At 43.4% G+C, this 22463-nt stretch carries 24 protein-coding genes; 21 read left to right on the forward strand and 3 right to left on the reverse strand.

Annotation, left to right across the window (positions count from 1 at the left end; all coding sequences use genetic code 11):
- The first annotated feature begins 7 nt into the window (after positions 1 to 7).
- The 13 genes from atpA (at position 8) to O3629_RS03525 (ending at position 13302) form a co-directional block, all read left to right on the forward strand.
- Entirely contained in the window at positions 8 to 1513 is a 1506-nt protein-coding gene (gene atpA, locus O3629_RS03465; protein ID WP_371608723.1) for a F0F1 ATP synthase subunit alpha, read from the forward strand.
- 15 nt (positions 1514 to 1528) lie between these two features.
- Positions 1529 to 2410: a F0F1 ATP synthase subunit gamma gene (locus O3629_RS03470; protein WP_009732556.1), complete on the forward strand. Its 882-nt coding sequence runs from the start codon at positions 1529 to 1531 to the stop codon at positions 2408 to 2410.
- Positions 2411 to 2495: 85 nt separating this feature from the next.
- Positions 2496 to 3902, forward strand: a complete 1407-nt coding sequence (gene atpD, locus O3629_RS03475) for a F0F1 ATP synthase subunit beta (RefSeq protein WP_013903321.1) — start codon at positions 2496 to 2498, stop codon at positions 3900 to 3902.
- Between the two features lie 13 nt (positions 3903 to 3915).
- The gene (locus O3629_RS03480) at positions 3916 to 4335 is read left to right on the forward strand and encodes a F0F1 ATP synthase subunit epsilon (RefSeq protein ID WP_003002471.1); all 420 of its coding nucleotides are present in this window, start codon (positions 3916 to 3918) and stop codon (positions 4333 to 4335) included.
- Between the two features lie 97 nt (positions 4336 to 4432).
- Entirely contained in the window at positions 4433 to 4663 is a 231-nt protein-coding gene (locus tag O3629_RS03485) for a DUF1146 family protein (RefSeq protein WP_009732557.1), read from the forward strand.
- Between the two features lie 66 nt (positions 4664 to 4729).
- Entirely contained in the window at positions 4730 to 6013 is a 1284-nt protein-coding gene (gene murA / locus O3629_RS03490) for a UDP-N-acetylglucosamine 1-carboxyvinyltransferase (protein ID WP_049474821.1), read from the forward strand.
- On the forward strand, positions 6003 to 6191 hold the full coding sequence (locus O3629_RS03495) for a DNA-directed RNA polymerase subunit beta (RefSeq protein ID WP_003006464.1): 189 nt from the start codon (positions 6003 to 6005) through the stop codon (positions 6189 to 6191). Before murA ends, O3629_RS03495 begins: the two co-directional genes overlap by 11 nt.
- 83 nt (positions 6192 to 6274) lie before the next feature.
- Positions 6275 to 7114: a DNA/RNA non-specific endonuclease gene (locus O3629_RS03500; protein ID WP_371608724.1), complete on the forward strand. Its 840-nt coding sequence runs from the start codon at positions 6275 to 6277 to the stop codon at positions 7112 to 7114.
- 81 nt (positions 7115 to 7195) lie between these two features.
- On the forward strand, positions 7196 to 7918 hold the full coding sequence (locus tag O3629_RS03505) for a M57 family metalloprotease (RefSeq protein ID WP_118397059.1): 723 nt from the start codon (positions 7196 to 7198) through the stop codon (positions 7916 to 7918).
- Between the two features lie 103 nt (positions 7919 to 8021).
- Positions 8022 to 9929, forward strand: coding sequence for an ABC-F family ATP-binding cassette domain-containing protein (locus O3629_RS03510; RefSeq protein ID WP_014713094.1), 1908 nt, complete (start codon positions 8022 to 8024; stop codon positions 9927 to 9929).
- On the forward strand, positions 9930 to 10802 hold the full coding sequence (locus O3629_RS03515) for an XRE/MutR family transcriptional regulator (protein WP_003017819.1): 873 nt from the start codon (positions 9930 to 9932) through the stop codon (positions 10800 to 10802). It begins immediately after the preceding gene.
- Positions 10803 to 10827: 25 nt separating this feature from the next.
- A complete protein-coding gene (locus tag O3629_RS03520) occupies positions 10828 to 12006 on the forward strand; it encodes an MFS transporter (protein WP_003017677.1) in 1179 nt (392 codons plus the stop codon).
- Between the two features lie 108 nt (positions 12007 to 12114).
- Positions 12115 to 13302: an MFS transporter gene (locus O3629_RS03525; protein ID WP_003017733.1), complete on the forward strand. Its 1188-nt coding sequence runs from the start codon at positions 12115 to 12117 to the stop codon at positions 13300 to 13302.
- 23 nt (positions 13303 to 13325) lie between these two features.
- Here the strand turns inward: O3629_RS03525 and O3629_RS03530 are convergent, their stop codons facing one another.
- Genes O3629_RS03530 through murT form a run of 3 tightly spaced genes read right to left on the reverse strand, consistent with a single transcriptional unit; the run spans position 13326 to position 15752 of the window.
- A complete protein-coding gene (locus tag O3629_RS03530; RefSeq protein WP_003017726.1) occupies positions 13326 to 13610 on the reverse strand; it encodes a LapA family protein in 285 nt (94 codons plus the stop codon).
- A 10-nt stretch (positions 13611 to 13620) separates the two neighbouring features.
- Entirely contained in the window at positions 13621 to 14409 is a 789-nt protein-coding gene (gatD, locus tag O3629_RS03535) for a lipid II isoglutaminyl synthase subunit GatD (protein ID WP_003017742.1), read from the reverse strand.
- Positions 14409 to 15752, reverse strand: coding sequence for a lipid II isoglutaminyl synthase subunit MurT (gene murT / locus O3629_RS03540; protein ID WP_371608725.1), 1344 nt, complete (start codon positions 15750 to 15752; stop codon positions 14409 to 14411). The genes gatD and murT overlap by 1 nt, the downstream gene beginning before the upstream one ends.
- A 103-nt stretch (positions 15753 to 15855) precedes the next feature.
- Here murT and cdaA point away from each other — a divergent pair, with 103 nt between their 5' ends.
- The 8 genes from cdaA (at position 15856) to O3629_RS03580 (ending at position 22444) form a co-directional block, all read left to right on the forward strand.
- Positions 15856 to 16704: a diadenylate cyclase CdaA gene (cdaA, locus tag O3629_RS03545; protein ID WP_371608726.1), complete on the forward strand. Its 849-nt coding sequence runs from the start codon at positions 15856 to 15858 to the stop codon at positions 16702 to 16704.
- Positions 16701 to 17450, forward strand: coding sequence for a YbbR-like domain-containing protein (locus tag O3629_RS03550; RefSeq protein WP_371608727.1), 750 nt, complete (start codon positions 16701 to 16703; stop codon positions 17448 to 17450). Before cdaA ends, O3629_RS03550 begins: the two co-directional genes overlap by 4 nt.
- 21 nt (positions 17451 to 17471) lie before the next feature.
- Positions 17472 to 18821 (forward strand): phosphoglucosamine mutase, encoded by a 1350-nt coding sequence (gene glmM, locus O3629_RS03555; RefSeq protein ID WP_023917722.1) that lies wholly within the window; start codon positions 17472 to 17474, stop codon positions 18819 to 18821.
- Between the two features lie 47 nt (positions 18822 to 18868).
- The gene (locus O3629_RS03560; RefSeq protein ID WP_371608728.1) at positions 18869 to 20230 is read left to right on the forward strand and encodes an Ig-like domain-containing protein; all 1362 of its coding nucleotides are present in this window, start codon (positions 18869 to 18871) and stop codon (positions 20228 to 20230) included.
- Positions 20231 to 20347: 117 nt separating this feature from the next.
- Positions 20348 to 20479, forward strand: coding sequence for a DUF4044 domain-containing protein (locus tag O3629_RS03565; RefSeq protein WP_003011566.1), 132 nt, complete (start codon positions 20348 to 20350; stop codon positions 20477 to 20479).
- 33 nt (positions 20480 to 20512) lie between these two features.
- Positions 20513 to 21826 (forward strand): GTPase ObgE, encoded by a 1314-nt coding sequence (obgE, locus tag O3629_RS03570; protein WP_049474810.1) that lies wholly within the window; start codon positions 20513 to 20515, stop codon positions 21824 to 21826.
- A gap of 51 nt (positions 21827 to 21877) precedes the next feature.
- Positions 21878 to 22042, forward strand: a complete 165-nt coding sequence (locus O3629_RS03575; RefSeq protein ID WP_003006512.1) for a hypothetical protein — start codon at positions 21878 to 21880, stop codon at positions 22040 to 22042.
- Between the two features lie 18 nt (positions 22043 to 22060).
- On the forward strand, positions 22061 to 22444 hold the full coding sequence (locus O3629_RS03580) for a RidA family protein (protein WP_003006514.1): 384 nt from the start codon (positions 22061 to 22063) through the stop codon (positions 22442 to 22444).
- The last annotated feature ends 19 nt before the right edge of the window (positions 22445 to 22463 follow it).

The raw sequence follows: 22463 nt of genomic DNA on the forward strand, positions 1-22463 counted from the left end.
GTGAATTTTGGCGATTAACGCACAAGAAATCAGCGCTTTAATTAAGCAACAAATTGAAAATTTCAAGCCAAACTTTGACGTCACTGAGACAGGTGTTGTAACCTACATTGGTGACGGGATTGCCCGCGCTCATGGGCTTGAAAATGCCATGAGTGGTGAGTTGTTAATCTTTGAAAATGGCTCATACGGGATGGCCCAAAACTTAGAAACAACGGATGTCGGGATCATCATCTTGGGTGATTTCACGGATATTCGTGAAGGAGACTCTGTCCGTCGTACAGGTAAAATCATGGAAGTCCCTGCAGGGGATGCCTTGATTGGTCGTGTTGTTAACCCACTTGGCCAACCAGTAGATGGTTTGGGTGAGATTGTGACAGATAAATTCCGTCCAGTTGAAACACCAGCTCCTGGTGTTATGCAACGGAAATCTGTCTCAGAACCCCTACAAACTGGTTTGAAAGCCATTGATGCCCTTGTTCCAATTGGACGCGGTCAACGGGAATTGATCATCGGAGACCGTCAAACAGGGAAAACTTCGATTGCCATTGATACCATCTTGAACCAAAAGGGTCAAGACATGATCTGTATCTATGTGGCGATTGGTCAAAAAGAATCAACAGTTCGTACGCAAGTAGAAACTCTCCGTAAATACGGAGCTATGGATTATACGATTGTGGTAACCGCTTCGGCTTCTCAACCGTCTCCATTGCTTTATTTGGCACCTTATGCTGGGGTTGCCATGGCAGAAGAGTTCATGTATAACGGTAAACATGTTTTGATCGTCTATGATGATTTGTCAAAACAAGCCGTAGCTTACCGTGAATTGTCCCTTCTTCTTCGTCGTCCACCAGGACGTGAAGCCTTCCCAGGGGATGTCTTCTATCTCCACAGCCGTTTGTTGGAACGTTCTGCGAAAGTTTCGGATGAATTGGGTGGGGGTTCTATTACAGCTCTTCCAATCATTGAAACCCAAGCAGGGGACATCTCCGCTTATATCGCAACCAATGTGATTTCGATCACAGACGGACAAATCTTCTTGCAAGATAATTTGTTTAATGCCGGTATTCGTCCAGCCATTGATGCCGGATCTTCTGTTTCCCGGGTTGGTGGATCTGCTCAAATCAAGGCTATGAAGAAGGTTGCTGGTACCCTTCGTATCGACCTCGCTTCCTACCGTGAGTTGGAAGCCTTCACGAAATTTGGTAGTGATTTGGATGCGGCCACTCAAGCGAAATTGAACCGTGGTCGTCGGACAGTGGAAGTCTTGAAACAACCTGTTCATGAACCATTGACAGTTGAAAAACAAGTCGTGATCTTGTATGCCTTGACTCATGGTTTCTTAGATAGTGTTCCAGTAGACGACATTCTTCGTTTCCAAGAAGAGTTGTTTGATTACTTTGAAGCACATTATCATCAAATCTTTGAGACGATTCGTTCGACACATGATCTTCCAGCAGAAGAAGAACTGGATGCAGCCCTTACTGAATTTGTCAACCAGTCAAATTTCAAATAGAAATAGGAGTGGAAGATGGCAGTTTCATTAAATGATATTAAAAATAAAATTGCATCCACAAAAAACACCAGTCAAATCACCAATGCCATGCAGATGGTGTCTGCTGCCAAACTTGGTAAATCTGAGCAGGCAGCCAAGGATTTTCAGGTTTATGCTGCTAAGGTTCGTAAGCTCTTAACAGACTTGCTCCATGGACATGAAACAGAAAATACCAAGTCCCATCCGATGTTGGTGAGTCGCCCGGTAAAAAAGACAGCTTATATCGTGATTACATCCGATCGTGGTTTGGTTGGAGGTTACAATGCCTCCATCCTTAAAACCATGATGGAAATGAAGGCAGAATACCATCCAACTGGAGATGACTTTGAAGTGATCTGTATTGGAAGCGTCGGTGCGGATTTCTTCCGTGCCCGTGGGATTCAGCCGGTTTATGAATTGCGTGGTTTGCCTGATCATCCTAGCTTTAAGGAAGTTCGCAAGATCATTTCGAAAACAGTCCAAATGTATCAGGAAGGCTTGTTTGATGAGTTGTACGTCTGTTACAACCACCACGTCAACAGTTTGACGAGTCAAATGCGGGTGGAACAAATGCTTCCAATTATTGATTTGGACCCAAATGAAGCGGATGAGGACTATGTATTGAATCTAGAATTGGAATCTAGTCGAGATGCCATTTTGGATCAATTGCTTCCTCAATTTGCTGAAAGCATGATCTATGGTGCCATTATTGATGCTAAAACAGCTGAAAATGCTGCTGGGATGATGGCCATGCAAACTGCAACAGACAATGCCAAGAAAGTCATTGATGAATTAACGATTCAATACAACCGTGCTCGTCAAGCAGCGATTACACAAGAAATTACTGAAATCGTTGCTGGTGCTAGCGCCCTTGAATAGTTGTCGGATACAATTTTATATACAAAAACAGATGCTCGAAAGAGAACTTTTGAGCAGTAGAAATTACTTAGAATAGGAGAATGACATGAGTTTAGGCAAAATTTCTCAGGTCGTAGGTCCCGTCGTAGACGTTGCCTTTTCCGTTGGAGATAAACTTCCTGAGATCAATAATGCGCTTGTAGTCTATAAAAATGACCAACAAAAATCAAAAGTCGTTCTTGAAGTAGCTTTGGAACTTGGTGATGGGGTCGTACGGACCATCGCCATGGAATCAACCGATGGTTTAACCCGTGGAATGGAAGTCTTGGACACAGGTCGTCCAATCTCTGTTCCTGTCGGAAAAGAAACCTTGGGACGTGTCTTCAATGTTCTTGGAGATACCATTGACTTGGATCAACCTTTTGCTGAGGATGCTCCTCGTGACTCCATCCACAAAAAAGCTCCATCCTTTGACGAGCTCTCTACTTCAGAAGAAATTCTTGAAACAGGGATCAAGGTCATTGACCTCTTAGCCCCTTATTTGAAAGGTGGGAAGGTCGGACTCTTCGGTGGTGCCGGAGTTGGGAAGACTGTCTTGATTCAAGAATTAATCCATAATATTGCCCAAGAACACGGTGGTATTTCTGTATTTACCGGTGTTGGGGAACGGACACGTGAAGGGAATGACCTTTACTGGGAAATGAAAGAATCTGGCGTTATTGAAAAAACAGCCATGGTCTTTGGACAAATGAATGAGCCACCTGGAGCACGGATGCGTGTTGCTTTGACTGGTTTGACCATTGCGGAATACTTCCGTGATGTCGAAGGTCAGGACGTTCTCTTGTTTATCGACAATATCTTCCGTTTCACCCAAGCCGGATCTGAAGTATCAGCCCTTTTGGGACGGATGCCTTCAGCCGTTGGTTACCAACCTACTTTGGCAACTGAAATGGGGCAATTGCAAGAACGGATTACGTCAACCAAGAAAGGTTCTGTTACATCCATCCAAGCCATCTATGTGCCAGCCGATGACTATACAGACCCAGCGCCAGCAACCGCCTTTGCCCACTTGGATTCAACAACCAACTTGGAACGTAAATTGGTACAATTGGGGATCTACCCTGCGGTGGACCCATTGGCATCAAGCTCACGTGCCCTTTCTCCAGAAATCGTAGGAGAAGAACACTATGCAGTAGCATCTGAGGTCAAACGTGTCCTTCAGCGTTACCATGAATTGCAAGATATCATTGCTATCTTGGGGATGGATGAATTGTCTGACGAAGAAAAGACCTTGGTTGCTCGTGCTCGCCGGATCCAATTCTTCTTGTCACAAAACTTCAACGTTGCGGAACAATTTACCGGTCAACCTGGTTCATACGTACCTGTTGCAGAAACTGTTCGTGGTTTTAAAGAAATCTTGGACGGAAAATATGACCATCTTCCTGAAGATGCCTTCCGTGGTGTTGGATCGATCGAAGATGTGATTGCCAAAGCTGAAAAAATGGGATTCTAAGAAGAGGTGAAAGATGAGTCAAATGAACGTCCAAATCGTTACACCGGATGGACTGGTTTATGATCATCATGCCGCATTTGTATCTGTCAAGACAATTGATGGTGAATTAGGGATTTTACCTCATCATATCAATACCATTGCGGTTTTGGCTGTAGACCAAGTAAAGGTTCGTCGTGTCGACGATGACAAACATATTGATTGGATTGCAGTCAATGGTGGGATTATCGAAGTAGCTGATAATGTCATTACCATTGTTGCCGATTCTGCCGAACGTGCTCGAGATATCGACATTAGTCGTGCAGAACGTGCCAAACTGCGAGCTGAAAAAGCGATTGAAGAAGCCAAAGATCAGCATTCGGTTGATATGGAACGTCGTGCTAAAATTGCTCTTCAACGCGCCATTAACCGGATTAATGTCGGAAATCGTTTATAAGATATTCAAAATAAGGTGGAGGTTTTGTCCTCACCTTATTTTTGTTGGGAGAGAATCAAAAGAAGAAAGTAAGGACCAAATATGGTATAATAGCTATATGATTCAAATGATTTTTAATCTTTCAAGCCATCTATTGTTTATCTTTTTTGCCTATTACCTATTGTTGAACCTGGTTCAATGGGAAAAGTTTTTAAAAGTAAGTGCTGAAAATGCGGTTAAAATCCGTTTTTTGATCTTGATGATCAGCGTCGGAATAGGCTATCTAGCCAGCTCATTTTTTATCAGTGTCTATGAGATGAGTCGGCAGATTTTTATTGGCCAATTCTAGCCACATTTTATAAAAAATATGGTATGATAGAAAGCGTGACTTTAAGAAATTGGAGAACAATCCCGTATGGAAAAAATAATCGTTAATGGTGGTCATAATCGACTGGTTGGAACCGTCAAAATCGAAGGAGCAAAAAATGCTGTCCTTCCTCTTCTTGCTGCAACAGTTCTAGCAAGCGAGGGCGTGACAACCTTGAAAAATGTACCTGTTTTATCAGATGTCTTTACAATGAACAATGTTGTTCGTGGGTTGAATGCACAAGTAACCTTCAATGAAGAAGACAATACGGTTGTCGTAGATGCGCAAGCAAAATTATCAGAGGAAGCACCTTATAAGTATGTGAGCAAGATGCGTGCTTCTATCGTTGTCCTAGGTCCTGTCTTGGCACGCAATGGCCATGCCAAAGTTTCCATGCCTGGAGGCTGTACGATCGGTAGTCGTCCGATTGACCTCCACCTGAAAGGTCTGGAAGCTATGGGAGCTGAAATTACCCAAACAGCCGGCTATATTGAAGCAAAAGCAGATCGTCTCAAGGGAGCACACATCTATATGGACTTCCCATCAGTAGGGGCGACACAAAATATTATGATGGCGGCAACCTTGGCAGATGGAGTTACTGTGATTGAAAATGCAGCTCGGGAACCTGAAATTGTTGACCTAGCACTCTTGCTGAATAAAATGGGGGCTAATGTTAAGGGGGCAGGAACTGAGACCTTGACCATTGTTGGTGTGGAGAGCTTGCATGGGGCAAACCACAATGTTGTGCAAGACCGCATCGAGGCCGGAACCTTTATGATTGGGGCAGCCATGACTGGTGGAGATGTCTTGATCGAAGATGCCATTTGGGAACACAACCGTCCGCTTTTATCTAAGATGCAGGAGATGGGTGTAACGGTAACCGAAGAAGAAAATGGCATTCGGATTCAGTCGGATATCAGTAAGCTCCGTCCAGTGACGGTTAAAACTCTTCCCTACCCAGGATTCCCAACCGATATGCAGGCTCAATTCACAGCCTTGATGGCCATGGCTAAAGGTGAGTCTACCATGATTGAAACGGTCTTTGAGAATCGCTTCCAGCATTTGGAAGAAATGCGTCGGATGGGCGTTCACTCGGATATTATGCGGGATACAGCTCGTATCGTTGGAGGGGAAAGCTTCCAAGGTGCAGAGGTCATGTCGACAGATTTACGAGCAAGTGCAACCTTGGTCTTGATGGGCTTGGTAGCAGAAGGAGAAACGAAAGTCAGCAAATTAAGTCACTTAGATCGTGGTTATTATCAATTCCATGAGAAATTAGTGGCACTAGGTGCAGACGTGAAACGTGTAGAGGAAGAAGACGATGAAAACTAATCTTCGCTATGTTGGAAAACAGCTAGGAATTGTCCTCCTGTTGGCTGTGATTGGAATCATCATTTTTGCAGTTGGTTTGGTCATTGGCTATGGAGTGATTGGAGATGGAAAAAATCCATGGTCCATTCTCTCTCCGGACACTTGGTCAGAGATCATTGGAAAGCTAACAGGCAAATAAGCTTTTAACTAAAATTGAGTAAAAAGGAGAGCAGCGAATCGAGTCAATGACCCATCTAGCGCTGCTCTTTTTTGGAGAGAGGCATGACAAAACAAATATTCACAAAACGAACCAAACAAACCCTAGCAGGTTTTGTGGTGGCAACGGCCCTAGCTATTGGGGGCTATTATTTTAATCAACCGACGGTAAAAGAAGCGACAGATCAGGTTGTTTCGGTGGTGACTAGTAGCCAACAAGAAACACCTAGTAAAGAGTTAGCTAGCTCTGTACTAACGAAATCTGCTCGTTCACAATTAGGAAATGACTTGGAATGGAATGGTGCTGGAGCCTTTGTAGTTAAGGGAAATCGAACAGATCTGGATGCCAGTGTGGCTAGTCAACCCTATGCGGATAACAAGACAAAAGAAGTCAATGGAAAGACTGTGCCTACGGTTGCCAATGCCATCATGACCAAAGCGACTCGCCAGTACAGAGATCGAGATGCAACAGGTAGTGGCCTAACCGATTGGAAACCAGCAGGTTGGCATCAGGTCCATAATTTGTCAGGCGAGTATGACCATGCTGTGGATCGGGGCCATCTATTGGGCTATGCCTTGATCGGTAATCTCAAAGGTTTCGATGCTTCGACTAGCAATCCCAAAAATATTGCTGTACAAACGGCTTGGTCCAATCAAGCCAATGATCCTCATTCCACTGGTCAAAACTATTATGAGACCCTGGTCCGAAAAGCACTGGATAAGAACAAGCGGATCCGCTTTCGGGTGACCTTGATCTACAACCATCCAGAAGATCTGATTCCATTAGGATCACAGATCGAAGCCAAATCAAGTGATGGGACCCTTGAGTTCAATGTTTTTGTTCCCAATGTTCAAAGTGGGATTAGTCTGGATTACCAGACAGGCAAAGTAACCGTTCATCAATAAGCTGGAAAACGTAGTTATTTAAGTTATTTTTAAGAATGGGGTGTTACAATTGCATACCTTCTTTAAGAGAAAGGAGAATGTATGAGAACCATTTTTCGATTTTTCAGAGGAATCCTTCGCATGGCTTGGAGTCTTTTTTGGGGATTTTTCTGGACCATTGCGATCAGTTTTCTCGTCCTAGTGGGGATCATCTATTTCACAGATTCTCCTAGTTCTGGTATGGATGGATTTGGACGAGCTGCCCAAAAGGTTGTCTATCAGGTTGGCAATTTATTTGGTGATCAGGGCTTTTCATCGCGCTTTGGGATGGCACCTAGCTCACAGACCACGCAGACGGACAATCATGAGCATAGTGGCGCTCGCTGGGAAAAAGCGGAAGCTACGGTCTACCTGGATCCCAATATCAGTCAAACTTTTGTAAAAGCTTATCGGGATGCTATTGAGGCTTGGAACCAAACAGGCGCCTTTACCTTCAAGCTGGTTACAAATGAAAAAGAGGCTAATGTGGTCTTGACGGAAATGGATAACGCATCGGTTTCTGCTGCTGGAGAGACTGCCTCTCAGACCAACCTCTTAACCAACCGCTTCACCCACATCACAGTGCGTCTCAATCGCCATTATCTTTTAAATTATGTCTATAACTATAGTTATGATCGAATTGTCAATACAGCTGAGCATGAGCTAGGCCATGCGATTGGGCTGGACCACACTGATGGAGAATCGGTCATGCAACCGGCTGGCTCCTTCTACAGTATCCAGGATACAGATGTGGAAGCAGTCCGACAATTGTACAAGGAAGAATAAAATACAATTTATCATTGAAAAGTTCTGGGCCCCAAGGGCTCAGGATTTTTTTGATGGCTCGTCTTTCCTTGTTTAATATGAAAAAAGATAGTAAAATAAGGACATGATTATTTTACAAGCCAACAAAATTGAACGCTCTTTTGCAGGGGAGGTTCTTTTTGATAATATCAGCCTGCAAGTGGATGAACGAGACCGGATTGCCCTGGTCGGAAAGAACGGAGCAGGTAAGTCTACGCTCTTGAAAATCTTGGTGGGGGAAGAAGAACCAACTTCTGGGGAAATCAATAAAAAGCGCGACCTTTCCCTCTCCTATCTAGCCCAGGATAGCCGCTTTGAGTCGTCCAATACCATCTACGATGAGATGCTCCATGTCTTTGACGACCTCCGTAAAACGGAGAAAACTTTGCGGCAGATGGAGCTTGAGATGGGGGAAAAAACTGGGGCTGACTTAGAAAAACTCATGCAGGACTATGACCGTCTCTCGGAAGAATTTCGTCAGGCAGGTGGCTTCACCTATGAAGCAGATATCCGCGCGATTCTCAATGGCTTTAAGTTCGATGAGTCCATGTGGCAGATGAAGATTGAAGAGCTATCAGGAGGGCAAAATACCCGTCTAGCTCTGGCCAAGATGCTTCTAGAAAAACCAAATCTCTTGGTACTGGACGAGCCGACCAACCACTTGGATATTGAGACCATCGCCTGGTTGGAAAACTATCTGGTCAATTATAGCGGAGCCCTTCTCATTGTCAGCCACGACCGGTATTTCCTAGATAAGGTCGCAACCATTACCTTGGATTTGACCAAGCATTCCTTGGACCGCTATGTCGGCAATTACTCGAGTTTTGTGGAACAAAAGGAGCAAAAACTGCTGACCGAAGCCAAAAACTATGAGAAGCAACAAAAAGAAATCGCTGCGCTAGAAGACTTTGTTAATCGCAATTTGGTGAGGGCGTCGACTACCAAGCGAGCCCAGTCTCGACGCAAGCAATTGGAAAAAATGGAGCGCTTAGATAAGCCTGAAGCTGGGACCAAGTCTGCCCATATGACCTTCCATTCCGATAAGACCTCGGGAAATGTCGTCCTGACAGTAGAAGAGGCAGCCGTCGGCTATGACGATCAAATCCTCTCAGAGCCTATTAATTTGGATATCCGCAAGATGAATGCAGTCGCTATTGTGGGACCAAATGGGATCGGGAAATCTACTCTTATCAAGTCCATCGTCGGGCAGATTCCTTTTATCAAGGGTGAAGCTCGTTTTGGGGCCAATGTCGAGGTGGGCTACTATGATCAGACCCAAAGTAAACTGACGCCTCACAACAGTGTCTTGGATGAGCTCTGGAATGACTTTAAACTGACGCCAGAAGTGGAAATTCGCAATCGCTTGGGAGCCTTTCTTTTCTCTGGGGATGATGTCAAGAAAACCGTCGGCATGCTGTCGGGTGGAGAGCGGGCCCGCTTGCTTCTAGCCAAGCTGTCTATGGAAAATAACAATTTCTTGATTCTCGATGAGCCAACCAACCACTTGGACATCGATAGCAAGGAAGTGCTGGAGAATGCCTTAATTGATTTTGACGGCACCTTGCTCTTTGTCAGCCACGACCGTTACTTTATCAATCGGGTGGCTACACAAGTTTTGGAACTCTCAGAAGAGGGCTCAACTCTTTATCTAGGAGACTACGATTATTATCTGGAGAAAAAAGCTGAGTTAGAGGCTCTTGCTGCAGCGAAAGCAGAAGCCGTGTCTGTCTCTTCGACCGAAGAAGTCACCAGCAATGACTATCACCTGCAAAAGCAAAACCAGAAGGAACTCCGGAAAATCACTCGTCGTATTGAGCAATTGGAAGCAGAGATGGAAGAGCTGGATCAGAAAATCCAAGACATCACCGAAACCATGCATAGCACCAACGATGCAGCTGATTTGGTCCAACTCCAGAGCGAGCTGGATCAACTGACTGTCCAGCAGGAAGCAGTCATGGAAGAGTGGGCAGAACTGTCAGAGCAGGTGGAATAGATGGAAGATCTTGGAAAAGTTTTTCGTGAATTTCGAATTAGTAAGAATTATTCGTTGAAAGAAGCTGCAGGAGAAGCTTGCTCGACCTCCCAATTATCCCGTTTTGAATTGGGGGAGTCGGATCTAGCTGCTTCGCGCTTCTTTGACATTTTGGACAATATCCATGTGACGATTGAGAATTTTATGGATAAGGCCAGAAATTTTCAACACCATGAGCATGTCGCTTTGATGGCTCAGATTATTCCGCTTTACTACTCAAATGATATTGCAGGTTTTCAGAAGCTTCAAGAAGAGGAACTTGAAAAGGCTAAAGGTTCGACCAATCCTCTCTATTTTGAGCTGAACTGGATCCTGCTACAAGGGCTAATTTGCCAGAGAGATGCCAGCTACACGATGAAGCAGTGTGATCTGGATAAGGTGGCAGATTATCTCTTTCAAACGGAAGAGTGGACCATGTATGAATTGATCCTCTTTGGCAATCTCTACAGCTTTTATGATGTGGACTATGTCACACGGCTTGGGAGAGAAGTGATGGAGCGAGAAGATTTCTACAAAGAAATTGGTCGCCATCGAAAACTGGTCTTGATTCTAGCTCTGAATTGCTACCAGCATTGTTTAGAACACCGTTCTTTTGAAAACGCCAGCTATTTTGAAGCCTATGTAGAAAAGATTATCGGGAAGAGCATCAAACTCTACGAACGCAATATCTTTCATTATCTCAAGGGATTTGCTCTCTATCAGAAGGGGCAAATAGAAAAAGGGCGGCAGCAAATGCAGGAAGCCATGCATATTTTTGATGTGCTGGGACTGCCAGAGCAGGTGGCCTATTATCAAGAACACTTTCATAAATTTGTAATAGATGAATGTTCCTAAATAGGACAGAGATAAAGGAGATTTTATGAACCGACATGCGGTCCAATTAATTAGTCGTGGAGCTATTAACAAAATTGGAAATATGCTCTATGACTATGGGAATAGTGTCTGGCTAGCCTCGATGGGGACTATAGGAAAGACGGTATTAGGGATCTATCAGATTTCTGAGTTAGTGACAGGGATTCTCGTGAATCCTTTTGGAGGAGTGATTTCAGACCGTTTTTCTCGTCGCAAGATTTTGATGACGACCGACTTGGTTTGTGGACTCCTTTGTTTGGCGATTTCTTTTATCACAAATGATAGCTTGATGATTGCGGCTCTTATTTTTGCCAATATTGTTCAGGCCATTGCCTTTGGTTTTTCTCGACCTGCCAATAAAGCCATTATTACCGAGGTAGTAGAGAAAGAAGAGATTGTGACCTATAACGCTCACTTGGAGTTGGTCTTACAGGTTGTTAGTGTCTGTTCACCTGTTTTTTCTTTCCTAGTTCTACAATTTACCAGTCTTCATATGACCCTCTTATTAGATGCGCTGACCTTTTTCATTGCCTTTGTCCTAGTGGCTTTCCTTCCGAAAGAAGAAGCTAAGGTTCAAGAGAGGAAACAGTTTACCGGGAAAGATATTTTTTCTGATATCAAGGATGGGTTAAACTATATCTGGCATCAGAAAGAGATTTTCTTTCTCTTGTTGGTGGCTTCCAGCGTCAATTTCTTTTTTGCAGCTTTTGAGTTTTTACTTCCCTTCTCGAATCGTCTATACGGGGTTAAAGGAGCTTATGCGACTATTTTAACGCTGGGAGCTATTGGATCTATTCTAGGAGCGCTTGTTGCTAATAAAATGAAATCAAGTATGAGAATTCTCCTGTTTTTACTGCTTATGGCAGGGATAGGAGTGTTCATAATGGGCTTGCCCCTTCCACCTTATCTTTCCTTTTCAGGAAATCTGGTCTGTGAATTTTTTGTGACCATTTTCGACATCCACGTTTTTTCCCAAGTACAAACCAAGGTGGAAGATGATTATCTAGGTAGAGTCTTGAGCACAATTTATACCTTGGCTGTTCTCTTTATGCCCATCGCCAAAGGGTTGATGACTTGGTTGCCAAGTGTCCGAGTAGAATCCTTTCTCTTGATTGGAGCTGGGATTATTCTCTTTTCACTCTTGGCTCAGCTAGTAGCTAAGCAGCTTCAATCAAAAGAACAGTAGGGATCCTTTGATAAATTTGTAAAATATTAATTTTCCCAAATAGGGGACAAAATGAAAACCTCTTTCATGAACTGATACAATAGTTTCAGAAAATGAAGGAGGTTTTTTATGAATCGACATGCTATCCAGCTGATTGCTCGTGGGGCAATCAATCGAATGGGGAATATGCTCTATGACTATGGGAACAGTGTTTGGCTGGCCTCGATAGGGACGGTAGGAAAGACAGTGTTGGGGATCTATCAGATTTCTGAACTCGTCACCTCCATTCTAGTCAATCCATTTGGTGGCGTGATCTCAGACCGTTTTTCCCGTCGCAAGATTTTGATGACAACCGACTTGGTTTGTGGTCTCCTTTGTTTGGGCATTTCTTTTATCCGGAACGATCGTTGGATGATTGCAGCCCTGATTTTTGCCAATATTGTCCAGGCCATTGCCTTTGCTTTTTCTCGTACGGCCAATAAAGCCATTATCACAGAAGTTGTAGACAAGGACGAGATTGTGACCTATAATGCCCGCTTGGAGTTGATCTTACAAGTGGTCGGTGTTAGTTCTCCTGTGTTCTCTTTCCTTGTTTTACAATTTGCCAGTCTCCATGCAACCCTCTTACTGGATGCACTGACCTTTTTCATCGCCTTTGTTCTGGTCGCTTTCCTTCCGAAAGAAGAAGCCAAAGTTCAAGAGAAGAAAAAATTTACAGGAAAAGATATTTTTTCTGATATTAAGGATGGGTTACACTACATCTGGCATCAAAAAGAAATTTTCTTTCTCTTATTAGTAGCTTCCAGCGTCAATTTCTTTTTTGCAGCTTTTGAATTTTTACTTCCCTTTTCCAATCGCCTTTACGGGGTCAAAGGAGCCTATGCGACCATCTTAACCTTGGGCGCTATCGGCTCTATCATCGGAGCCTTGATCGCCAATAAATTTAAATCAAGCATGGAGATGCTTCTCTTCTTATTGATTTTAACAGGAGTAGGAGTCTTCATGATGGGCTTGCCCCTTCCGCATCTTCTTTCCTTTTCTGGAAATTTAGTTTGTGAACTCTTTATGACGATTTTTAATATCCACTTTTTTACCCAAGTGCAAACCAAGGTGGAAGGAGACTATCTGGGCAGGGTCTTAAGCACGATTTTTACCCTAGCCATTCTCTTTATGCCGGTAGCTAAAGGTTTGATGACCTGGTTACCAAGTGTTCGAGTAGAATCCTTTCTCCTGATAGGAGCTGGCGTCATTCTCTTTTCACTCCTAGCTCAAGTAGTCGCCAAGAAATTACAAGCAAAAGAAGGTACATCAGCATGAAAAAAGCACCGATCGGTGCTTTTTTAGTTGTTTTCTTTTTCTTCTGTCTTGATTTCTTTCTTTTCTTCTTCCAGTTGCTTTTGAGTGCTCTTGAGTTCTTTTTTTAGGGAGAAGCCCTTTGAAAAATTAACCAAGGTCATGACGAATGCACCCAAGAGGACACAGAGCAAGATCAGAATGATCAAGGGCAATTTAAATTGGACCAAGAGGAAATTTACGGTAACCGATTGCATGTTTGCAAGGGAAATACCAGCAATCAATAAAATTAAAAGTAATAAAGCAATGTAGTGTAGATTATTTTTGTTCATCATTATCTCCTTATTGTTCAGCAGGGGCCTTACTTTTCACATCAGCGTATTCTTCCGCTTTTTCTAGACTTAAAATATCATCATAAGTCGCTAAGACGATATCTTGTCCATATTTATTCTTTAGAGCTGTTGTCACCAAGCGATAGGCCAAATTGGCATTTCGGGACAAGATAGGACCGTGGAAGTAGCTGCCAAAGACGTTCTTGTAATGAACTCCTTCGCATCCATCTTCTTTGTTGTTCCCATTTCCATAGACGACCTTACCCAGCGGTTTTTCATCCTCAGCCAAGAAGGTCCGACCTTGGTGGTTCTCAAAACCATAGTAGGTCTCGTTGAACTCTTCATTATGGATTTTGATGTCGCCAATGTAGCGATTATTTTCTTGGTTGAGGGTATAGTGTCCCATAATACCAAGTCCCTCAATGCGCTTGCCAGAAGCTTCAATGTAGTATTGGCCTAGAAGTTGAAAGCCACCACAGATAGCCAGGACCACACCATCTTCATCAATGAAGCGTTCGATGTCTTCTTTTTTATCTGGTAGATCCTCGGATACAATAGTCTGTTCGTAGTCTTGGCCTCCACCGAAAAAGGCGATATCGTAGGCGTCTGGATCAAAGCGGTCTTTAAGAGAAACGATGTCCACCGTTACGCGAGCACCAAGCTTCTCCGCAACGTACTTGAGCATGAGGATATTCCCATTGTCCCCATAGGTATTCATTAAGTTGCCATAGAGATGGGCAATGCGCAGGCTGTAGGGATACTGTGCCTGATCAGAAGATTCTAGGGAAGTATAAGTCATTAGTGCATCTCCTTTTCAATCAGGTGTTCTTGGGCCAAGAGTTCACGGAATTCTAGCATGGCTGTATAGGTAGCTAAAATGTAAGCATGAGGGGTTTCCTGTTGCTGGATCCGTTGGAAGACCTCTTTTAATTCAGCCATTTCTGTGATCTTTTCTGCGGGATAGCCAGTGACCCGAAGTCGCCGAGCAATCTCAGAGTGGCGCACCCCGCCAGCATTGATCTCTGGAATGTCCATCTGGGTGATTTGCTCAAAGTCGGCATCCCAGATCCAGCTTGTATCGATTCCGTCTGCATAATTCGCATTGAGAAGAACGGACAGGCTGAAGGGATAAGGGGCTAGTTTGATCATTTCAATGGCTTGGGTCGCACCAACCGGATTCTTAATCAGGACCAAGGTACATTTCTTATCCCCAATCTTAAAGGTTTCCTGACGACCAAAGACAGCGCGGCTGCGATCAAATCCTTGCTTAATGACTTCAGGTTGCACTCCAAAGAATCCAGCAACTGAGACAGCTGCTAAGGCATTGTAGATGTTGTAAAGACCACCGATATTGATGTGGTAATCTTGCCCTTGGATCCGGAAGTTGGAAGAGCGCTGGGTTAAAGAGAGGAGATCCGATACGGCATAGGTCAGAGGGGGCCGGTGAAAACCACAGTGCTCACAGATATAATCTCCCAGGTTGGCATAGGTATTGAGCTTGTACTTGAGGATGTTGTGGCAATGCGGGCACAGGATTCCTTCCGTATTGTAATGGGCTAGTTGTGGCTCTGATTTTTCTGTATCAAATCCATAATATTGGATCGGATTGGATAAGGTCTGACTATTAAAGAGCGGACTATCTCCATTTAACAGAACCGTCGCAGTTGGGACCTTGTGAATGGCATCCAAAATCATTTGGTAGGTCGTATAGATCTCACCGTAGCGGTCCATCTGGTCTCGGAAAATATTGGTGACCACAAAAAGGCTGGGCTTAATATAATCACAAATCCGAGAGAGGCTGGCCTCGTCAATTTCAAGTACCGCGATCGGTCGATTTGATTTCGAATACTTAGCTCGTAAGAAGGTCGTTGTAATCCCAGAGATCATATTGGCCCCACTTGGATTGGTTAAAATCGGTCCAAAAGCTTCTTGGAGAATACCTACGGTTAGTGCAGTGGTCAGGGTTTTTCCGTTTGTCCCTGTAATCACAACAATCTCATAGTTTTTGGCCAGTTGACTGAGAATATCTTTATCAAATTTGAGGGCTACTTTACCTGGTAGGGTTGATCCCCGCCCCATCTTTTCTAAAATAGAGCCGGAAAGCTTTCCTGCCAGAAGGCCCAAGGTTGTATTTATCTTCATAAATCATATTTTATCATAAAAAGCATCAGAAGGTTACAGAAAAATCTGTTGAAACGTGTTATAATAGGATGATGTCTTTTAGAGAAGTGGTAGGTATGAGAATATGAATATTCAACAGTTTTCAAATCCACAATTTTGGACCAGTTTGTTCCCGAATTGGTGGAGTGTTATTATCAATATCATCGATATTGCCCTTGTGGCTTGGTTGTTGTATTTTTTGATCAAGGCTATTGCGGGTACAAAGATCATGATTTTGGTTCGTGGGGTCATTATCTTTTTCTTGGTTCAGTTTTTGGCCAATTTCTTGGGACTCACGACTATTTCTTGGCTGATCAATCAAGTGATTACCTATGGGGTTATCGCCCTGGTTGTGATTTTCTCCCCTGAAATTCGGATTGGCTTAGAGCGTCTAGGTCGGGCGACAGAATTTTTTATGACGAGTGAAGTCAGTCAGGAAGAGAAGATGGTACAGGCCTATGTTAAGGCAGTGGCTTATATGAGCCCACGTAAGATTGGTGCTTTGGTAGCTATTCAAGGGGCCAGAACCCTTCAGGAATACATTTCCACAGGGATTCCACTAGATGCGGATATTTCAGGAGAATTGCTGATTAATATCTTCATTCCTAATACTCCTTTGCACGATGGAGCGGTCATTGTCCGCAATGATAAAATTGCCGTTTCTTGTGCTTACCTGCCCTTGACGGAAAATACCGGAATTTCAAAAGAGTTTGGAACGCGTCACCGCGCAGCCATTGGTTTATCTGAAGTTTCTGATGCCTTTACCTTCGTGGTATCAGAAGAAACGGGCGGGATCTCTGTGACCTATAATGGAACTTTCCGACACGATTTAACTTTAGAAGAGTTCGAGGCAGAATTGAGATCCTTCTTGGTTCCTGAAGAGACTAAAACGAGTAGTTGGAAAGAGCGTCTATTTGGGAGGGTAACAAAATGAGATCGAAAAAAGAATTTCTTTATGTTTTAGCCTCCGTCTTATTGTCCTTTATCTTATTTATCAATGCGTCTTCCTTTAATTTTCAAAATAATAGTAGCGCTAGACAAGTGAGCTCAGAGACCTACACCAATACCTTGACCAATATTCCAATTGATGCCAAGTATAATGACAAGAAATATTTTGTCAGTGGATTGACATCCGAGGTAACAGTCTTTCTAAAGGGTTCAAACCGGGTCGCACTTGCAAGTGAGATGCAACCGGGAACTAGGAAGTTTCGCGTGGTAGCGGATCTACGTAAGGTCAAAGAAGGCACCGTCGAAGTTCCGTTGATTGTAGAAGATCTTCCAGCTGGTTTAACAGCAACCGTAGAACCTCAGAAAGTTTCTGTAAAAATCGGGAAGAAAGCGAAAAAATCGTATGCAGTTAGAGCCACGATCCCGGATAATCAAATTGTGGATGGAATTACGGTAACGGATATTTCTCTTGAAAAAACTAAGGTGGAAGTCACGAGTGATCAAGAAACCTTAAGTCGTATTGATCATGTCCAAGCAGTCTTCCCATCCAGTGAGATCATCAGTGGAAATTATAGCGGAACCATTTCCTTAAATGCAGTGGATGCTCAAGGAAATATTCTACCAGGCTTGGTCAATCCGAGTGAAACACGGATTCAAGTGACCACAAAGACTAGCTCGTCTACGTCAAGCTCTAGCAGTTCGTCGTCGACCTCTTCCAGTTCAAGTAATTAGAAAGTAAAAAGGTAATCAAAAATGGGTAAATATTTTGGAACGGACGGTGTCCGTGGAGAAGCAAATGTAGAATTAACGCCAGAATTAGCCTTTAAGTTGGGTCGTTTCGGTGGTTATGTGTTGAGCCAACATGAAGAAGAAACACCTTTGGTGTTTGTTGGACGTGATACGCGTATTTCTGGTGAAATGCTGGAGCATGCTTTGATCGCTGGCCTCTTATCAGTTGGGATTCGCGTTTATAAGTTGGGTGTGATTGCAACGCCAGGTGTTGCCTATCTGGTTCGTACGGAAAAAGCCAGCGCCGGCGTTATGATTTCTGCTAGCCACAATCCAGCCTTGGACAATGGAATCAAATTCTTTGGTGGTGATGGTTTCAAATTGGATGATGATCGCGAACTTGAAATTGAAGCCTTGCTTGATGCCGCTGAAGATACCCTTCCACGTCCAAGTGCGCAAGGTTTAGGAACGGTCATGGAATATCCGGAAGGCTTGCGTAAGTATCAAGAATTCCTTGTATCGACAGGTGTTCAACTCGAGGGCATGCACGTGGTCTTAGATACAGCAAATGGTGCAGCCTCTACCAGTGCTCGTCAAATCTTTGCAGATTTAGGAGCTCAATTGACTGTCATCGGTGAAAACCCAGATGGTTTGAACATCAATGATGGGGTTGGTTCTACTCACCCAGAGCATTTGCAAGAGAAAGTCAAAGAAGTAGGTGCAGCGATTGGTCTTGCCTTTGACGGAGACAGCGATCGCTTGATTGCTGTGGATGAAAATGGAGAGATCGTGGACGGCGATAAGATCATGTACATCATCGGTTCTTATCTTTCAAGCAAGGGCTTGCTCGAAAAAAATACGATCGTCACAACCGTCATGTCCAATCTCGGCTTCCACAAAGCATTAGATGCGAAGGGGATTCAAAAAGAAATCACAGCTGTCGGAGACCGTTATGTGGTCGAAGAAATGCGCAAATCAGGATACAATCTTGGTGGTGAACAATCTGGTCATGTCGTCATCATGGATTACAATACAACTGGTGATGGTCAATTAACAGGAGTTCAATTGACGAAAATCATGCAAGAAACCGGCAAGAAATTATCTGAATTGGCTGCTGAAGTAACCATTTATCCACAAAAACTGGTCAATATCCGGGTTGAAAATAGCATGAAAGACAAGGCGATGGAAGTCCCTGCTATTCGTGAAATCATTGAAAAAATGGAAGCGGAAATGGCAGGAAATGGACGCATCCTCGTGCGTCCAAGTGGAACTGAACCCCTCCTTCGTGTGATGGCAGAAGCACCTACCCATGAAGAAGTGGACTACTATGTAGATACTATTGCTGCAGTTGTTCAAGCAGAAATCGGACTTTAACCTTGTAAAAAACATGGCTCGCAAATAGGCGAGCAGAGGAGGTATATATGAAACAGGTTCGTCAAATTGTATGGGCACTTACCTTAGTGCTAACGATTCTATTCACAGTTGGTTTGACTAAAACAATTCATGCTGCAGAAGTCTCATCATATACACAGACAGCACGTCTAACGAAAGATGGTAACACGCTAACAAATGGGAGCAAGGTGTTGACAAATGAAAAATTGTCAGCAAGTATTTATTTAGCCTTTCCAGATTCGCAAACTATTCAAGCTGGGGATACCTTAACTCTTAGTTTGCCAAAAGAATTAGCCCTCTACACAGCACTGGAATTCAATGTTCTTGAGGAAGGTCAATCAAATGGTCAGACGGTGGGGAAAGCTGTCGTTGATACAGCTAAGAAAACAGTGACCGTTACCTTTAATGATTATTTCGCATCTCATCCACTCAACAAACGAGTTGCTCTTCATTTTGATGTAAAAGTAGACTCAGAAGTAGTTACAAAAACTTCTCCAATCCAGTTTAAACTAGGAAATACAGATTTTTCATTGAATTATGAAAAAACTGCTGGAGAAGCTGGAGACTATGAGATGAAATACGGTTACCAAGATAAGTCTGATCCAACCATTATCAAATGGCGGATTCTCTTAAATGCTCGCCAAGATATGCTTCGTGGAATGGTCATTAAAGACCAATTCAGAGATGGCTTAACATTGGTTGAAGGTAGCTTACGCGCTGTTCGTTATGCTCCTGTAGAAGGTGGGATTAAGAACGAAGCTCAGATATTAAGTCTCCCAGTTCTGGATAACTTTACTAAAAAAGCTGTTTTCAATAAGAATGCAGATGGAAAGATCACTGGTTTTACAATTGAATTTGGTGATAATTACAATTGGCCAATGTATATTGAATATTCTACAAAAGTGGCACCTGGAACGAAAGTCGGTGATGTTGTCCATAATACATTAACATGGACAGCAACCAATTTCCCAGCACCGCGTAGTTTAACCCGTGAATTGAGATTGGAATCAGGAACCGGAGAGGGATTAGGTGAGAAAGAACAAACACCACCGACACCTAGCTCAACCTCCTCATCAAGTTCTAGTTCTTCATCAAGCTCTAGTTCTTCATCAAGCTCTAGTTCTTCATCAAGCTCTAGTTCTTCATCAAGCTCTAGTTCTTCATCAAGCTCATCATCTTCAACGAGTTCCAGTTCTAAATCGAACTCAACATCCACATCAAGTTCTTCATTGAAATCATCTTCATCTTCTGTTAAAGAAGAAGCCCCAAAACCTGGTAAGAAAAAAGTTCTTCCAAGTACAGGTGAAAAGATGACACCGGTAGTTCTTGTCATGGGTGTCTTCCTAGCAATTCTATCGGTTGGTATTTTACGTGTAAGAAAAGATTCTTAATATGATCAATGAAAGATCAGACTTCTGTCTGGTCTTTTTGTGTAGGCTCGATTTGAAAAATCCCCTATTTCGTGGTAAAATAGGGCTAATGAATTTATAGTAATCGAGGTATTAGAAGTGGCTTTTGGAGATAACGGAAAACGTAAAAAAACACCATTTGAAATGATCACGATGGTGGTCATTGTGATTATGTTGATTGTAACGGTTGGTGCAATATTTGCAACCGCAATTGGTGCTCTTTCTTACTAAGACGCACACAGAAATAAAGGAAATCATCTATTTATGAGTATGTTTTTAGATACAGCCAAGATAAAGGTCAAGGCTGGAAATGGCGGCGATGGCATGGTGGCTTTTCGTCGCGAAAAATATGTCCCTAATGGCGGACCTTGGGGTGGTGATGGAGGTCGTGGTGGCAATGTCATCTTCGTAGTAGACGAAGGCTTGCGTACCTTGATGGACTTCCGTTATAACAGGCATTTCAAAGCCCAAAATGGGGAAAAAGGAATGACCAAAGGGATGCACGGACGGGGAGCAGAAGATCTCTATGTACGAGTCCCTCAAGGAACGACAGTCCGAGATGCTGAGACTGGCAAGGTCATTACGGACCTAGTCGAGAATGGACAAGAGTACATTGTTGCCCACGGTGGCCGTGGCGGACGTGGAAACATTCGTTTTGCCACTCCTAAAAATCCAGCCCCAGAGATTTCTGAGAATGGGGAGCCTGGTCAGGAACGCGAACTCGAATTAGAACTCAAGGTCTTGGCAGACGTTGGTTTGGTTGGCTTTCCTTCTGTTGGGAAATCAACCCTTCTTAGTGTCATTACTTCAGCCAAACCAAAAATTGGTGCCTATCATTTTACAACCATCGTTCCAAATTTGGGCATGGTTCGGACACCGTCAGGTGAATCCTTTGCAGTCGCGGACCTTCCTGGATTGATCGAAGGGGCTAGCCAAGGTGTCGGACTCGGAACCCAGTTCCTTCGTCACATCGAGCGCACCCGGGTTATCTTGCATGTTATTGATATGTCAGCCAGTGAAGGACGCGACCCTTACGAAGATTATATTCAAATCAATAAAGAGCTTGAAACCTATAATCTTCGTTTGATGGAACGTCCTCAGATTATCGTGGCAAATAAGATGGATATGCCAGAGAGCCAAGAAAACTTGAAAAAATTCAAGAAGAAATTGGCGGCCAATTATGATGAGTTTGATGAACTGCCACAGATCTTTCCGATCTCTAGTTTGGCACATCAAGGTTTGGACAATTTGTTAGAAGCAACGGCAGAATTGTTAGACAAAACACCAGAATTCCTCTTGTATTCAGAAGACGAAATGGCCCAAGAAGAAGTCTACTATGGCTTTGATGAAGACCAGCCAGCCTTTGACATCAGTCGGGATGACGATGCCGCTTGGGTCTTGTCTGGTGAAAAACTTGAAAAACTCTTTAATATGACGAATTTCGATCGTGATGAAGCGGTCATGAAATTTGCTCGTCAATTGCGTGGCATGGGGGTTGATGAAGCTCTCCGTGCGCGTGGGGCAAAAGATGGCGATATCGTCCGGATCGGTAAATTTGAATTTGAGTTTGTAGATTAAGATAGATCCCCAGCGGATCAAGGATTCCAAATAAGAAGTGAGGCTTTTTCAGTGGGAGATAAACCAATATCTTTTCGAGATGAAAATGGAAATTTTGTTTCAGCAGCCGATGTTTGGAATGCTGAAAAACTAGAAGAACTCTTTAATACGCTAAATCCTAAGCGCAAATTGCGCTTACAAAGGGAAAAATTAGCAAAAGAAAACCAGCAGAAGTAAATAGACTTGGAGAATACTATGGCAAAAACAATTCATACAGATAAAGCACCTGCAGCAATTGGACCTTATGTTCAAGGGAAAATCGTAGGGAATCTTCTCTTTGCAAGTGGACAAGTTCCCTTGTCACCTGAAACAGGTGAAATCATTGGAGAAACCATCCAAGAACAAACAGAGCAAGTCTTAAAGAACATTGGGGCTATTTTGGAAGAGGCTGGAACAGACTTTGACCACGTGGTGAAAACCACTTGTTTCTTAAGTGATATGAATGACTTTGTACCTTTTAATGAGGTCTATAAAACAGTCTTTACTACAGAGTTTCCAGCTCGATCTGCTGTTGAAGTAGCACGCCTGCCACGTGATGTGAAGGTTGAAATTGAAGTTATTGCGGAAATCAAAGCCTAATAACCATTCAAAGACAAAA

The sequence above is a fragment of the Streptococcus sp. 27098_8_12 genome, assembly GCF_041432115.1.
In the GTDB taxonomy this organism is placed as follows: domain Bacteria; phylum Bacillota; class Bacilli; order Lactobacillales; family Streptococcaceae; genus Streptococcus; species Streptococcus parasanguinis_V.

Coding starts and splice junctions, on each gene's coding strand:
- murT (WP_371608725.1), bottom strand. CDS start 15,752: ATGAAGATAAATACAACCTTGGGCCTTCTGGCAGGAAAGCTTTCCGGC.
- O3629_RS03560 (WP_371608728.1), top strand. CDS start 18,869: ATGAAACAGGTTCGTCAAATTGTATGGGCACTTACCTTAGTGCTAACG.
- O3629_RS03495 (WP_003006464.1), top strand. CDS start 6,003: ATGAAAACTAATCTTCGCTATGTTGGAAAACAGCTAGGAATTGTCCTC.
- cdaA (WP_371608726.1), top strand. CDS start 15,856: ATGAATATTCAACAGTTTTCAAATCCACAATTTTGGACCAGTTTGTTC.
- O3629_RS03550 (WP_371608727.1), top strand. CDS start 16,701: ATGAGATCGAAAAAAGAATTTCTTTATGTTTTAGCCTCCGTCTTATTG.
- O3629_RS03470 (WP_009732556.1), top strand. CDS start 1,529: ATGGCAGTTTCATTAAATGATATTAAAAATAAAATTGCATCCACAAAA.
- O3629_RS03520 (WP_003017677.1), top strand. CDS start 10,828: ATGAACCGACATGCGGTCCAATTAATTAGTCGTGGAGCTATTAACAAA.
- O3629_RS03510 (WP_014713094.1), top strand. CDS start 8,022: ATGATTATTTTACAAGCCAACAAAATTGAACGCTCTTTTGCAGGGGAG.
- gatD (WP_003017742.1), bottom strand. CDS start 14,409: ATGACTTATACTTCCCTAGAATCTTCTGATCAGGCACAGTATCCCTAC.
- O3629_RS03485 (WP_009732557.1), top strand. CDS start 4,433: ATGATTCAAATGATTTTTAATCTTTCAAGCCATCTATTGTTTATCTTT.
- O3629_RS03480 (WP_003002471.1), top strand. CDS start 3,916: ATGAGTCAAATGAACGTCCAAATCGTTACACCGGATGGACTGGTTTAT.
- O3629_RS03580 (WP_003006514.1), top strand. CDS start 22,061: ATGGCAAAAACAATTCATACAGATAAAGCACCTGCAGCAATTGGACCT.
- O3629_RS03505 (WP_118397059.1), top strand. CDS start 7,196: ATGAGAACCATTTTTCGATTTTTCAGAGGAATCCTTCGCATGGCTTGG.
- obgE (WP_049474810.1), top strand. CDS start 20,513: ATGAGTATGTTTTTAGATACAGCCAAGATAAAGGTCAAGGCTGGAAAT.
- murA (WP_049474821.1), top strand. CDS start 4,730: ATGGAAAAAATAATCGTTAATGGTGGTCATAATCGACTGGTTGGAACC.
- glmM (WP_023917722.1), top strand. CDS start 17,472: ATGGGTAAATATTTTGGAACGGACGGTGTCCGTGGAGAAGCAAATGTA.
- O3629_RS03525 (WP_003017733.1), top strand. CDS start 12,115: ATGAATCGACATGCTATCCAGCTGATTGCTCGTGGGGCAATCAATCGA.
- O3629_RS03500 (WP_371608724.1), top strand. CDS start 6,275: ATGACAAAACAAATATTCACAAAACGAACCAAACAAACCCTAGCAGGT.
- O3629_RS03530 (WP_003017726.1), bottom strand. CDS start 13,610: ATGAACAAAAATAATCTACACTACATTGCTTTATTACTTTTAATTTTA.
- O3629_RS03515 (WP_003017819.1), top strand. CDS start 9,930: ATGGAAGATCTTGGAAAAGTTTTTCGTGAATTTCGAATTAGTAAGAAT.
- atpD (WP_013903321.1), top strand. CDS start 2,496: ATGAGTTTAGGCAAAATTTCTCAGGTCGTAGGTCCCGTCGTAGACGTT.